At 71.4% G+C, this 13,651-nt stretch carries 8 protein-coding genes, 1 tRNA gene and 1 pseudogene; 8 read left to right on the top strand and 2 right to left on the bottom strand.

Annotated elements, in window-relative coordinates; genetic code table 11:
• Window positions 1-12: 12 nt before the first annotated feature.
• Both ASD33_RS25980 and ASD33_RS35585 read left to right on the top strand, forming a co-directional pair.
• Window positions 13-2,493 carry a hypothetical protein gene (locus ASD33_RS25980; RefSeq protein WP_056565260.1) on the top strand — a complete coding sequence of 827 codons (2,481 nt, stop codon included), beginning with the start codon at window positions 13-15 and terminating at the stop codon, window positions 2,491-2,493.
• A gap of 48 nt (window positions 2,494-2,541) precedes the next feature.
• Entirely contained in the window at window positions 2,542-4,092 is a 1,551-nt protein-coding gene (locus ASD33_RS35585; RefSeq protein WP_056565257.1) for a hypothetical protein, read from the top strand.
• 174 nt (window positions 4,093-4,266) lie between these two features.
• Here ASD33_RS35585 and ASD33_RS25970 read toward each other — a convergent pair.
• Window positions 4,267-4,353: transfer RNA gene (locus ASD33_RS25970), tRNA-Leu, on the bottom strand.
• 475 nt (window positions 4,354-4,828) lie between these two features.
• Here ASD33_RS25970 and ASD33_RS25965 point away from each other — a divergent pair.
• The 6 genes from ASD33_RS25965 (at window position 4,829) to pknB (ending at window position 12,936) form a co-directional block, all read left to right on the top strand.
• Entirely contained in the window at window positions 4,829-5,689 is an 861-nt protein-coding gene (locus ASD33_RS25965) for a DUF3662 and FHA domain-containing protein (protein ID WP_056565253.1), read from the top strand.
• A gap of 10 nt (window positions 5,690-5,699) precedes the next feature.
• The gene (locus ASD33_RS25960; protein ID WP_056565249.1) at window positions 5,700-6,224 is read left to right on the top strand and encodes an FHA domain-containing protein; all 525 of its coding nucleotides are present in this window, start codon (window positions 5,700-5,702) and stop codon (window positions 6,222-6,224) included.
• 179 nt (window positions 6,225-6,403) lie between these two features.
• Window positions 6,404-7,894, top strand: a complete 1,491-nt coding sequence (locus ASD33_RS25955; RefSeq protein ID WP_056565245.1) for a Stp1/IreP family PP2C-type Ser/Thr phosphatase — start codon at window positions 6,404-6,406, stop codon at window positions 7,892-7,894.
• Window positions 7,895-7,920: 26 nt separating this feature from the next.
• Complete coding sequence (locus tag ASD33_RS25950) at window positions 7,921-9,342, top strand: FtsW/RodA/SpoVE family cell cycle protein (protein WP_056565242.1); 1,422 nt, start codon at window positions 7,921-7,923, stop codon at window positions 9,340-9,342.
• Window positions 9,339-10,805 carry a penicillin-binding transpeptidase domain-containing protein gene (locus ASD33_RS25945; protein ID WP_056565239.1) on the top strand — a complete coding sequence of 489 codons (1,467 nt, stop codon included), beginning with the start codon at window positions 9,339-9,341 and terminating at the stop codon, window positions 10,803-10,805. Before ASD33_RS25950 ends, ASD33_RS25945 begins: the two co-directional genes overlap by 4 nt.
• A gap of 142 nt (window positions 10,806-10,947) precedes the next feature.
• Complete coding sequence (gene pknB, locus ASD33_RS25940) at window positions 10,948-12,936, top strand: Stk1 family PASTA domain-containing Ser/Thr kinase (RefSeq protein ID WP_056565236.1); 1,989 nt, start codon at window positions 10,948-10,950, stop codon at window positions 12,934-12,936.
• Here the strand turns inward: pknB and ASD33_RS34540 are convergent.
• Window positions 12,937-13,614 (bottom strand): annotated as a pseudogene (locus tag ASD33_RS34540) (class E sortase); the annotation flags it as partial.
• Window positions 13,615-13,651 lie beyond the last annotated feature (37 nt).

The following is a 13,651-nucleotide window of genomic DNA, read 5'->3' as shown; positions in this document are numbered from 1 at the left end:
AGGGGAGGGCACGTGCGACAGGGTGACGAGGACCGGGCGGAAAGAGCCTCGGAAGGGGGCAGGTCCAGGCGGCTGCTGCGGCGGTTCAGCCGCCACCGCGGCGCTCCCGCACCGGCCGGTACGGCTCCGGAGGCCACCCCCTCCACCGACGCCGGCGCACCCGGCACGGCGGCGTCACCGGCACCGCACACGGTCCGCGACGACTTCCCCCACCGCCACCTCCTGCGCTCCTCGGCGGCCCCGGACTCGCCCGTCCGCGCCCTCGTGCAGGCCCTGCCCGCCGATCCCCGGCGCCCCGTCGTGGTGGTCGACGTACCGCAGTCGGCGGCGGGCAACCTCGGCGAGGAACTCGGCGCCCTGCTGGCTCGGTTGCGGGAGGACGAACCCCTCTCCCTCCGCCTCGTGCTGTCCGGCGCGGCCGCCCCGGCAGGCGAGGACGGGCCGCTGGCCCAGCGTCTCGCCGACGCCTGGGACATGACCCTGGAAGCCCCGGACGCCCCCGCCGTCCTCGCTCCCGGCGGCCTGCTCCACGTCACGGAACCCGCCACTCCCGGCGGCGGCTGGTGGCGCTTCGTACCCGGGGAGGCCCCCGAACCCCTCGGCACCCGGCTGCCCGCACCCCGCTGGCAGCGCGCCCTGGCCCGGGTTCCGCTGGGCCCGGTCGGGGCCGGTGTCGTACGGGCCGTCCCGGCCGGTCTCGCGCTCGGTCCGGCGGACGCCGCCGCGCCGCGCCCCGACGGACCGGCGTACGCCGTCGCCGTCGACCCCGAGCGGCCGGCCGTGCTGCTGGGCGCCCCGCGCGCGGACCCGGTCACGGCCGAGGACCTGGCGACGCTGCTCGCCTCACTGCCCTCCGAGATCCGCCGCTCCCTGCGGCTCGTCCCGGTGGACGGGCGGGACGCGACCGCCCTGGCCGAGGAGGTGTGCGACCTCCTCGGCACGGAACTGGAAGTGACCCTCGGCCTCCCGCTCGCCGCCGAGACGGAGGAAGCGGAACCGGGGGAGGACGCGGAGGAGGAAGCGGAGGGACAGGAATCCGGGCGGACGGCGGCCTCGTCCGTCCGACTGATCTCCCCCGAGGGCGAGTTCACCTGGCCGGCACCGCTCGCCTCCCTCCTCTGCTCCCCGACCGGCGACGACGGGTCCCGGCCGGCCCCCCGCCCGACCGCCTGGCACCTCCCGGCGTCGGCGGGAACACCCGGCGCCGTACCGGCGACCCTTCGTCTCCCCTCAGGGGCCTGGGCGGTGGCCGTGCGGTCGGGCCTCTGGATCGGTGCCGCGGACGTGCCGCCGTCCGCCGTTCGGGACCGGGCCGGCGAGGCCCGCGCCCTGCGGGTGGAGGTCGCGGCGGAGTGCCTGGCCGAGGAGTCGGTCCGCGAGGCGACCCTGCGGGACCTGTCCTCGCTCCTCGCCACCCTCGAACCGGCCGCCCGCACCCATGCCGAACTCGCGGTCTCCGAGGAGACGACCCCGGAAGCCGCCGCCGCCCTGCGCCGTTTCGCGGTCCGCACGGGCCTGCCCCTGGCGGCACCCCCGAGAACGACCATCGATCCGGAACCCGACCCCGAACCGGAACCGACTCCAGAACCGGAACCGGAACCGAATCGGGAGCCGGAGCCGGAGCAAGAACCAGAACCGGCACGGGAATCCGAGCCGCGTCCGGAACCGCCCGCCCCCGCCCCGCCGAAGCCCGCGGCACCCGAACCGGCACCCGCGCCCCCACTCCCCGCACCCTCCGCGCCCTCCGCACCGCCCACCGCGGTCCGCCGCGCTCCCGAAGAGTTCAGCGGTGAGGCCGACCGCCGGGCGTTCCGCGAGCTGGCGGCGGCCGTCTGGGAGGAGCACAGCGGCCCCGTCGGGCAGGCGCTGATCAGGATGCCGGCGCTGCGCGGGTCGGGGGAGGACGCGGTGCGGGCCGATCTGATCGCCGTACGGCTGTACCTGTCGTCCGCGCCCGAGGACCCGTTCGGCGCCCGCGCCCTGGCCGGAGGGGCGGAGGAGCTGCGCCCGTACGCGGCCTGCCTGGCCTCCGGGCTGCGGCGGCTGCCCGCGCTGCGGGGCACGCTGGTCCGCTCGGTGGCGCAGCCGTCCGTACCGGACGAGGTGGTGCCGGGCGCGGTGCTCGTGTGCGACGCCCCGCTGGACGTGGTCCATCTGGAGGCGCCGGACGCGCCCGTACCGCCCCTGTCCCACGTCCGCTACGCCGTGCGGCCCATGACCGCCCGGCGCACGTCGGTGCTGTCCCGGGACGGAAGCGGCGCCCAGGCCCTCTTCGCCGCCGGGACGGCCTTCGCCGTCGTCGCCCGCCACGAGGCGGACGGCGAGCTGCCCGCCCGTGTCCTGCTGGCCGAACTCCCGGCGGACGCGGGCAGATTCCGCGAACCGTCCCCCGAAGCCCTGGAACGGCTGGACGCGGCGGCCCGCCGCTCCGGCACGGCCCCCTGGCCGGCCCGGTGCACCGGCCCGTTCCTCCACGCCCCGCAGGCGCTCTGAGTGAGTGCCCCACAAAGCTCTTCCCCCGTCGAGAAAGGCAGACCAGCCATGGCAAGCAGAGAGTCCACCCCGGCAGCGGAGAGCACCGGGGACTCTTCGGTGCGACGCGCGGCGGCCCTCGCCGTCCTGAGCGAGGAACCGTCCGCAGGCCTGTTCCCCGCCACCGCCCCGACCACCCCGGAGACGGCCGCGGCGGTGTCCACCACTGCCGCCACGGCGACGGCGACGGCCGCAGCGACAGCCACGGCGCCCGCCGCCACGGCCCCCGCACCGAGCAGGCCGGAAGCAGAAACAGAACCGGAACCGGAGGCGAAGCCGGAAGCAGCGGCAGAAGAACCGGAACCGGAATCCACCCCGGCCACCACAGCCACCCCCGCAACCGCGACGACCACCGCCACGACCTCCGCGACCTCCACACCCGCAACCTCCACCGCCGCCACGGCCGCAGCCGCATCCACAGCCACAGCCACGGCCACGGCCACGGCCACGGCCACCCGAACAACCACCTCCCCCGCCACCGCCACCGCCACGTCCCCCTCCCCCTCCGCCTCGGCCTCCGCCTCCCCGCCCGTCGGCCGTCCCAACAAGCCGATGATCGCGGCCGCCGTCCTCGGCGGCCTGGTCCTGATCGGTGTGCCGTTCCTCGTCTCGGGCCCCGACGACAAGCCCAGCTCCTCGGCCGCCGGGGCTCCTCCGGGCAGCTCGATGCACCCCGGGGGTCCGGGCCCCGGGATCGTCCCCAGCGAGCAGCAGCTCGCCGCTCCGGGCACGGACCGGGGGAAGGGCGGGAGCGGGGCGCCGGTGAAGGCGCCGGGCCCCGACGGAGGCACGGGCAAGGGCCTGGGCCCGATCGGCGGGATCCACGAGTCCGGCACGGGCCTCGCGTCCGGGAAGGGCGGTTCCGGCACGGCGCCGGACCCGCGGTCCCCGGGGACCGGCACGAGCCGGCAGACCGCGCCTCCTGCCCCGGGCGGCGTCACCGGCGGGACCTCGCAGAGCGGCGGGACGAAGGCGACGACTCCGCCGGCGACGAAGGCGCCCGCCCAGAACCAGCCGGTCGCCCCGACGCAGCCGCCGGCGACGACCGCGCCCCGGCCGGCCACGTACGGGCATCTGATCGGCCTCGGCTGCGGGACGCCGGGATTCGCGGTCGGGGACATGTACACCGACGGGAAGGAGGGCTGGCTGAAGAACTGGGGAAGCACGAAGTCGTACGGCTGCAACGGCCTCTTCTACAGCATGCCGATGTCGGGCAGCTCCCGCTCGGACGGCATCTGGGCGCAGTGGAAGTTCACGACGGGCTCGGTGACGAAGGGCACGTGCGCGGTGCAGGTCTTCATACCGAACGTGCGGGACCTGGCGTACGTGGGCGGCAGCCCGGCGCACTACACGGTCTACCGGGCCTTCACGCAGAGCTCGTCCAACAGCGTCGGGAGCTTCGAGATCAACCAGGCCTCGCACCTGGGCCAGTGGGTGTCGGCGGGCCGGTTCCCCGTCTCGGACAACAAGATCTCCGTCGTCCTCGACAACCGCGGCAGCGGCGCGGACAACCGCCACGCGGCGGCGGCCCCGGTCCGCGTCGACTGCACGGCGTCCTGACCGACCGCCGAACGCCCGGCCCCGCCGCTCTTCCCGCACCGAGGAGCGGCGGGCCTCTGTGTACTACCTCACATCACCGCCGACAGCGGACCCGTCCGCCATCGGAAACCGAAGAAGGCCGACACCGTCTTCACGGTGCCGACCTTCTGATCGGTACTACGGGAGCGATGCTCCTGGTGCGCGAGGGGGGAGTTGAACCCCCACGCCCTTTCGGGCACTGGAACCTGAATCCAGCGCGTCTGCCTATTCCGCCACCCGCGCATTGGGTGTGCTCCGGGCTCCCTCACCTTTCGGTGCGAGCGCCTGGCGACATCAGAAGATTAGCACGTCGCAGACCGTGGATTCACATCCGTTGTTTCGGCTCCGCTCGCGCAGAACAAGGTGAGGAGGGGGAAGAGGAAGGGACCCCGCCACGGACCGCCCGGATCATCACGGACCACCCCGGACCACCCCGGACCGACCCGGGACGCACCCCGAAGCGACCCCGACCCGACCGCCGACCGACCCCGGAGCCCGCCCCACCGACCCACCTCCGACCCACCTCCGACCCACCTCTCTCCCGTTCTCTCCAGCCGGGTGCGGGACACTGTCCACAGGCCGCCTCTACGATCCGTGGGGAACGCCTGTGAGAGGTGACACTCGTCCACAGGGCAGAGAAGGGGAACCAGCCGATTTCCCGACGCGTGGATACGATCAGTAAGCAGTACCAGGACCACAACGACCGAGGAGGTGCCCCATGGGAGTCATGAAGCGTTTCGAGCAGCGTCTCGAAGGTCTGGTCAACGGCACCTTCGCCAAGGTCTTCAAGTCCGAGGTCCAGCCGGTCGAGATCGCCGGCGCGCTCCAGCGCGAGTGCGACAACAACGCGCAGATCTGGAACCGCGAGCGGACCGTCGTCCCCAACGACTTCATCGTGGAGCTGAGCGCGCCGGACTACGAGCGCCTCAGCCCCTACTCGGGCCAGCTCGGCGACGAGCTCGCCGGCCTGGTCAGGGACTACGCGAAGCAGCAGCGGTACACCTTCATGGGCCCGATCAAGGTCCACCTGGAGAAGGCCGAGGACCTCGACACCGGCCTGTACCGCGTCCGCAGCCGCACGCTGGCGTCGAGTACGTCACAGCCGCAGCCGCCCTCGGGCGGCCCGCAGCAGCACGGCCAGCCCCACCAGCAGCAGGGCCCCGGGCAGGGCCGCGGCGGTTACGGGTACCCCCCGGCCGGCGCCCCGCCCATGCCCGCCGCGCCGCCGCCCGGCGCCGCCGGCCACCGGCCGACGGCAGGGGCCCCCGGCCCCGCAACGCACGGCGGAGCGGGCAGTCAGCCGCGCCGCTGGATCGAGATCAACGGCACCCGCCACCAGATCTCGCGCCCGACCCTGGTCCTCGGCCGCAGCACCGACGCGGACGTGAGGATCGACGATCCCGGCGTCTCCCGCCGGCACTGCGAGATCCGGACCGGAACGCCCTCGACGATCCAGGATCTGGGATCCACCAACGGCATCGTGGTGGACGGGCAGCACACCACCCGCGCTACGCTCCGCGACGGCTCGCGGATCGTCGTGGGCAGCACCACCATCGTTTACCGGCAAGCCGAAGGGTGAAGCGGGGGCAATGTCAGAGCTGACCCTGACGGTCATGCGGTTGGGTTTCCTGGCCGTTCTGTGGCTGTTCGTCATCGTGGCCGTGCAGGTCATCCGCAGCGACCTCTTCGGTACGCGGGTCACCCAGCGCGGTTCGCGGCGCCAGGAGGCGCGACCTCAGCAGCAGCAGGCGCGGCAGACCGCCGCGCCACCGCAGCAGCGCGGCCAGCAGAGCGCGGGCGGCGGGCGGCAGCGCCGTGGCGCCCCGACCAAGCTGGTCGTCTCCGAGGGCACCCTCACCGGCACGACCGTCGCCCTCCAGGGGCAGACGATCACGCTGGGCCGGGCGCACGACTCGACGATCGTCCTCGACGACGACTACGCCTCCAGCAGGCACGCCAGGATCTACCCGGACCGGGACGGTCAGTGGATCGTCGAGGATCTCGGGTCCACCAACGGCACGTATCTCGACCGGACCCGCCTCACCACCGCGACACCGATTCCGCTGGGCGCGCCGATCCGCATCGGCAAGACCGTCATCGAGCTGCGGAAGTAGTGCGACATCATGAATAGGCGCGAGCGGAGCGAGCGAGTCGGGACGGTCCCCGGCACAGGCCGTGCCGTGCTCCTGACCGGAGCGACTGAAGCGACCGGTGTGACCGGAGCGACCGGAGGGTGGGCAGTGTGGGTCGAGACCGGCCGTACCCCGATGCGGCGTCGACAGGGCAGGTGCGCATGAGTCTGTCCCTGCGATTCGCCGCGGGCTCGCACAAGGGCATGATCCGCGAGGGCAACGAGGACTCGGGCTACGCCGGTCCCCGGCTGCTCGCCATCGCCGACGGCATGGGCGGCCAGGCCGCCGGTGAGGTCGCCTCCTCCGAGGTGATCTCCACCCTCGTCACGCTCGACGACGACGTCCCGGGCTCCGACATCCTCACCTCGCTCGGTACGGCGGTGCAGCGCGCCAACGACCAGCTCCGGATGATGGTCGAGGAGGACCCGCAGCTCGAGGGCATGGGCACCACGCTCACCGCCCTGCTGTGGACCGGCCAGCGGCTCGGTCTGGTGCACGTCGGCGACTCCCGCGCGTACCTGCTCCGTGACGGCCTCCTGACGCAGATCACGCAGGACCACACCTGGGTCCAGCGCCTCGTCGACGAGGGCCGGATCACCGAGGAAGAGGCCACCACCCACCCGCAGCGCTCGCTCCTGATGCGGGCGCTCGGCAGCGGCGACCACGTCGAACCCGATCTCTCCATCCGTGAGGTCCGGGCCGGCGACCGCTATCTGATCTGCTCCGACGGGCTGTCCGGCGTGGTCTCGCACCAGACGCTCGAGGACACCCTCGCCAGCTACCAGGGCCCGCAGGAGACCGTGCAGGAGCTGATCCAGCTCGCGCTGCGCGGCGGCGGCCCCGACAACATCACGGTGATCGTCGCCGACGTCCTCGACGTCGACGGCGGCGACACCCTCGCCGGCCACCTCAGCGACACCCCGGTCATCGTGGGCGCCGTCGCGGAGAACCAGGCGCAGCTCAACGACGGCGGGGCGATGCAGACCCCGGCCGGCCGCGCCTCCGGGCTCGGCCGTACGGCTCCGCACCAGCAGCCGCCCGCGGGCGGCTTCGGCCCGCCCGGCAGCGGTGACGGCCACGGTTACGGCGGCATGCCCCCGCAGGGCTCGTTCGAGTCGTACACGGACGACGACTTCGAGAAGCCGCGGACCGGCCGCAAGTGGCTCAAGCGCTCCTTCCTGCTGGTCCTCGTCCTCGCGGTCGTGGGCGGCGGGCTGTACGGCGGCTGGCGCTGGACGCAGACGCAGTACTTCGTCGGTTCCAAGGACCAGCACGTGGCGCTGTACCAGGGCATCAGCCAGGACCTGGCGTGGATCTCGCTGTCGAAGGTCGAGAAGGACCACCCCGAGATCGAACTCAAGTACCTCCCCGCGTACCAGCGGAAGCAGGTCGAGGACACGATCACGGGCGGCAGCCTCGGCAAGGCCGAGACGAAGATCTCCGAGCTGGCCCTGCAGGCCTCGGCGTGCAAGAAGACCGAGCAGCGCCGTGCCGCCGCCGAGAAGGCCGCCGACCAGGCGAGCAAGCCGCCGGCCCAGAAGCCGGACGGCACCGCCACCCCTGACTCCAAGCCCACCACAGCCGCTCCGTCGCCGGGTCCCGCCCTCACCGCGGAGGAGCAGAAGCTGGCCTCGAACTGCGGCAAGCAGTAAGCACCCGTAGGGGGCCTTTCACCACCATGAGCGTTGTCACCAACACGACCACCATCGGCGCGATCGAGGCGCCGAGCCGCCGCAACACCGAGCTGGCGCTGCTCGCGTTCGCCGTCGTCATCCCGGTGTTCGCGTACCTCAACGTGGGCCTGGCGATCGACGGCAAGGTCCCGGCCGGCATGCTCGGGTACGGACTCGGCCTCGCCCTGCTCGCCGGTGTCGCCCACCTCGTGGTGCGCAAGTGGGCCCCGTACGCGGACCCGCTGCTGCTGCCCCTGGCGACCCTGCTCAACGGCATGGGCCTGGTGCTGATCTGGCGTCTGGACCAGTCGCCGCGGCTGATCGCGAAGTCCATCCGGGACTTCGGAAGCTTCAGCCCGGACGCTCCGAAGCAGATGCTGTACTCGGCGATCGGCATCGCCATGTTCGTGGGCGTGCTGCTGCTGTTGAAGGACCACCGCGTCCTCCAGCGCTACACGTACATCTCCATGGCGGCGGCCCTCGTCCTGCTGCTGCTGCCCCTGGTCCCCGGCCTCGGCACCCCCGTCTACGGCGCCAAGATCTGGATCAACGTCGCAGGTTTCTCCATCCAGCCCGGTGAGTTCGCAAAGATCGTGCTTGCGGTCTTCTTCTCCGGCTATCTCATGGTGAAGCGGGACGCCCTGGCCCTGGCGAGCCGCCGGTTCATGGGGCTCTACCTGCCGCGTGGCCGCGACCTCGGCCCGATCCTGACGATCTGGGCGGTCAGCCTCCTCATCCTGGTCTTCGAGAACGACCTCGGTACCTCGCTGCTGTTCTTCGGCATGTTCGTGATCATGCTGTACGTGGCGACCGAGCGGACCAGCTGGATCGTCATGGGTCTGCTGATGTCCGTCGCGGGCGCGGTGGGCGTGGCCTCCTTCGCGAGCCACGTACAGGCCCGTGTGGACGCCTGGGCGGACCCCTTCGCCTGCGCGGACAAGGTCGCCGCCTGCGACCAGATGACCCAGGTGCTGATGTCCTTCGGCTCCGGCGGCATCCTCGGCACCGGCCTCGGCCAGGGCAACTCCGACCTCATCGGCTTCGCCGCCAACTCCGACTTCATCTTCGCCACCGTCGGCGAGGAGCTCGGCCTCACCGGTGTGATGGTCTTCCTGCTCCTCTACGGTCTGATCATCGAGCGCGGTGTCCGCACCTCCCTCGCCGCCCGTGACCCCTTCGGCAAGCTGCTCGCGATGGGCCTCTCCGGTGCCTTCGCGCTCCAGATCTTCGTCGTCGCCGGCGGTGTGATGGGGCTCATCCCGCTCACCGGTATGACCATGCCGTTCCTGGCGTACGGCGGTTCCTCCGTGATCGCCAACTGGGCCCTGATCGGCATCCTGATCCGGATCAGCGACACCGCGCGCCGTCCCGCGCCCGCGCCCGCTCCGTCCCCCGACGCCGAGATGACCCAGGTGGTCCGTCCGTGAACAAGCCGCTGCGGCGGGTCGCGATCTTCTGCGGCCTGCTCGTCCTCGCCCTGCTCCTCCGCGACAACTGGCTCCAGTTCGTCCGCGCCGACGAGCTGAACGCCCACTCGCGCAACAAGCGGGTACAGATCGAGCGGTACGCCAACGTCCGGGGCAACATCATCGTGGACGGCAAGCCCGTCACCGGCTCCGTCGACTCCCAGGACACGTTCTACAAGTACAAGCGCACCTACACCGACGGCCCCATGTGGGCCCCGGTCACCGGCTACGCCTCGCAGGCCTACGACGCCAACCAGATCGAGAAGATCGAGGACGGCATCCTCACCGGCAACGACGACCGGCTCTTCTTCGACCGCACCCTCGCCATGTTCACCGGCACGAAGAAGAAGGGCGGCGACGTCGTCACCACCCTCAGCGGGGCCGCGCAGAAGGCCGCCTTCGAGGGCCTCGGCAGCAAGACCGGCGCCGTCGTCGCGATCGAGCCGAAGACCGGCAAGATCCTCGCGATGGCCTCCACCCCCTCGTACGACCCCTCCACCTTCGCCGGCTACTCCGGCAAGGACGAGAAGGCCTGGGTGGCCCTGGAGAACGACAAGAGCAAGCCGAAGCTGAACCGCGCGATCCGCGAGATCTACCCGCCCGGTTCCGTCTTCAAGGTCGTCACGGCCGCCGCGGCCCTGGAGAGCGGCAAGGTCACCGACATCAACGCGGCGACGGAGACCCCCGAGGGCTGGAAGATCCCGCTCTCCAACAGGCCGATGGTCAACCACGCCAGCGGCTGCGCCGACGCCAGCCTCAACAAGGCGCTGGAAGTCTCCTGCAACTCGGTGTTCGCGAAGCTCGGCGACGACGTCGGCCGCGACAAGATGGTCGAGATGGCCGAGAAGTTCGGTTTCAACGCCGAGCAGTTCACCCCGGTCCGCTCCGCCGCCTCGGTCTACGACAAGAAGGCCGACCGCGGTGGCAACGCGCTCTCCTCGATCGGCCAGTTCAACACCGCGACCACCCCGCTCCAGATGGCGATGGTCACGGCGGCCATCGCCAACGACGGCAAGCTCATGAAGCCGTACATGATCGACGAGCTGCGCGCGCCCAACGTCGACCTGCTCAAGAAGACCGAGCCGGAGGAGATGAGCCGCCCGGTCTCCGAGAAGAACGCCCAGCTCCTCCAGCAGATGATGGAGAACGTCGTCTCCAACGGCACCGGCCGCAACGCCGACGTGAACATGGACGGCGTGAAGGTCGGCGGCAAGACGGGTACCGCCCAGCACGGCGAGAAGAACGCGAAGCGCCCGTACGCCTGGTTCATCTCGTACGCGAAGACCGCCGAGGGCTCCCCGGTCGCGGTCGCCGTCGTCGTGGAGGACTCGGCGGGCACGGACCGTGAGGACATCACCGGTGGCGGTCTCGCCGCCCCGATCGCCAAGGCCGTCATGAAGGCGGTACTGAAGACCCGGGGCTGACCTCGCCCATGTACCGGTCAGGTATCAGGTACCGGTCCCTGGCGGAACGTCTGCCCGGGGCCGGTACCGTATGCGCGAACAGCACACACCGCCGGACCACCCATGGGTGCGGTCGGGACAGACGGAGAGGGCTGGATTAGCTATGGAAGAGCCGCGTCGCCTCGGCGGCCGGTACGAGCTGGGCTCGGTGCTCGGCCGTGGTGGCATGGCCGAGGTGTACCTCGGGCAGGACACCCGGCTCGGCCGCACCGTCGCCGTGAAGACGCTGCGGGTCGACCTGGCCCGCGATCCGTCCTTCCAGGCCCGGTTCCGCCGTGAGGCACAGTCCGCCGCCTCGCTGAACCACCCGGCGATCGTCGCGGTCTACGACACCGGTGAGGACTACGTCGACGGGGTCTCCATCCCGTACATCGTGATGGAGTACGTCGACGGGTCGACCCTGCGCGAGCTGCTGCACTCCGGGCGCAAGCTGCTGCCCGAGCGCACGCTCGAGATGACGGTCGGCATCCTCCAGGCGCTGGAGTACTCGCACCGCGCCGGCATCGTGCACCGTGACATCAAGCCGGCGAACGTCATGCTGACGCGTACCGGCCAGGTCAAGGTCATGGACTTCGGCATCGCCCGCGCCATGGGCGACTCCGGCATGACCATGACGCAGACCGCCGCGGTCATCGGCACGGCCCAGTACCTCTCCCCCGAGCAGGCCAAGGGCGAGCAGGTCGACGCCCGCTCCGACCTGTACTCCACGGGCTGCCTGCTGTACGAGCTGCTGACCGTCCGTCCCCCGTTCGTGGGTGACTCCCCGGTCGCGGTCGCGTACCAGCACGTGCGCGAGGAGCCGCAGCCGCCGAGCAACTTCGACCCCGAGATCACGCCCGAGATGGACGCCATCGTCCTCAAGGCACTGGTCAAGGACCCCGACTACCGCTACCAGTCCGCCGACGAGATGCGCGCGGACATCGAGGCCTGCCTCGACGGCCAGCCGGTCGCGGCCGCCGCCGCGATGGGCATGGGGATGGGCATGGCGGGCGCGCCCGCGTACGGCGGGGGCTACGGCGGTTACCCGCCGGAGGACCAGCCGACGACGGCGCTGCGCCAGGCCGACCCGGCCGGCCAGACCTCGATGCTGCCCCCGATCAACGCGGACGACGGCGGCTACGGCTACGACGACCGCCCGGACCGCCGTCGTGGCGGGGGCCAGAAGAAGTCGAACACCTCGACGATCCTGCTGGTCCTCGCGGGCATCCTGGTGCTCGTCGGCGCGATCTTCATCGGCGTCTCGCTGTTCCAGGACAAGGACGGCCCCCGCAAGGTGCCCGTCCCGAACCTGGTCGGCCAGACCATGCAGGGGGCGACGGGCCTCGCGACCAACGCCGAGGTGAAGGTCCAGGAGTCCGGCACCGAGCGCTGCGACCAGCCCAAGGGCGCCATCTGCCGCCAGATCCCGGTCGCGGACGGCACCGCGACCATGGACCTCAACGGCACCGTCCAGGTCTTCCTCTCCGAGGGCGCGCCCCTCTTCGAGGTCCCGGACGTCGTCGAGCAGTCCCAGGAGCGCGCCGAGGAGTCCCTGAAGAGCAAGGGCTTCAAGGTCAAGGTGGAGCAGGAGGAGTCGAACGAGGACCCGGGTTCGGTCCTGCGCCAGAACCCCGACGGCGGCACCAAGGCGGAGAAGAACTCCGAGGTGACGATCACCGTCGCGAAGCAGAAGCAGAAGACCGTTCCCCCGGTGGTCGGCAACCAGCTGGCGCAGGCCGAGCAGCAGCTCAAGGAACTGGGCTTCGTCGTGGTCACCGAGTACGTCGACAACGACCAGCCCAAGGACCAGGTCCTGGCGCAGACCCCGGACGGCAACGCGACGGCGGCCGAGGGTGCCGAGGTGAAGCTCCGGGTCTCCAAGGGCCCGCAGCAGCCCCAGACGCAGCCGGTCCCGCCGATCACGGGCATGACCCTGGACGTGGCGCGCGCCACGCTCGCGGCGATGGGCTACCAGCTCGGCAACGTGGACGGCCCCGACCGGGGTGACGCGAAGGTGACCGAGCAGGACGTGCCGCCGGGCACGCAGGGCCAGCCGAACCAGGCGATCAACGTGAAGACCGAGAAGCCGGAGGGCGGCGGCTTCTTCGGCTAGCCGAAGGCCGCGGTCCGCCGGGGGTGTGCGCTCGCGGTCGACCCGCTCGGTGCGCTCCAGCTCGCCCCACACGATGTACCGGTAGTCGGAGGTGTACATGGGGGTGCAGGTCGTCAGCGTGATGTACCGGCCCGGCTTGTTCTTGCCGGACTCCTTCGGGACCGGCTGGAGGACGTCCACGTTGTACTTCGTGGTCTCCGGCAGGGTCTTGTAGACCTTGTAGACGTACCAGGTGTCCTTGGTCTCGAAGACGATCGCGTCGCCGTTCTTCAACTTGTGGATGTTGTGGAACTTGGCGCCGTGGCCGTCCCGGTGGGCGGCGAGCGTGAAGTTGCCCTGCTTGTCCTGCGGGAGCGCGGACTTGACCGGGTCGGTGTAGTAGCCGGCGACGCCGTGGTTGAGGACGTCGGTACCGGTGCCCTGCTTCACCAGGACCTCGCCGTTCTTCATGGCCGGCACGTGGAGGAAGCCGATGCCGTCCCTCGTGTCGAGCGCGCCGGGGCTGTCGGCCCAGTTGTCGCGGACCTGGGCGCCGTCCTGGTCGGCGGCGCGGTCGGCGAGCACATTGGTCCACCACAGCGAGTAGACGACGAAGAGACCGAGCACCAGGCCCGCTGTGATGAGGAGTTCGCCGAAGACACTGATGATCCCGGCGATCCGATTGCGCACGCGTGCCACTAGGTCGTCCCGTCGTCCCGTCCGGAGGTGTGGGGTC

Origin of the sequence: Streptomyces sp. Root1304, assembly GCF_001426405.1 — a bacterium.
In the GTDB taxonomy this organism is placed as follows: domain Bacteria; phylum Actinomycetota; class Actinomycetes; order Streptomycetales; family Streptomycetaceae; genus Streptomyces.
The sequence above is the reverse complement of the archived record's forward strand: the minus strand, read 5'-3'. Positions and strand labels throughout refer to the sequence as shown.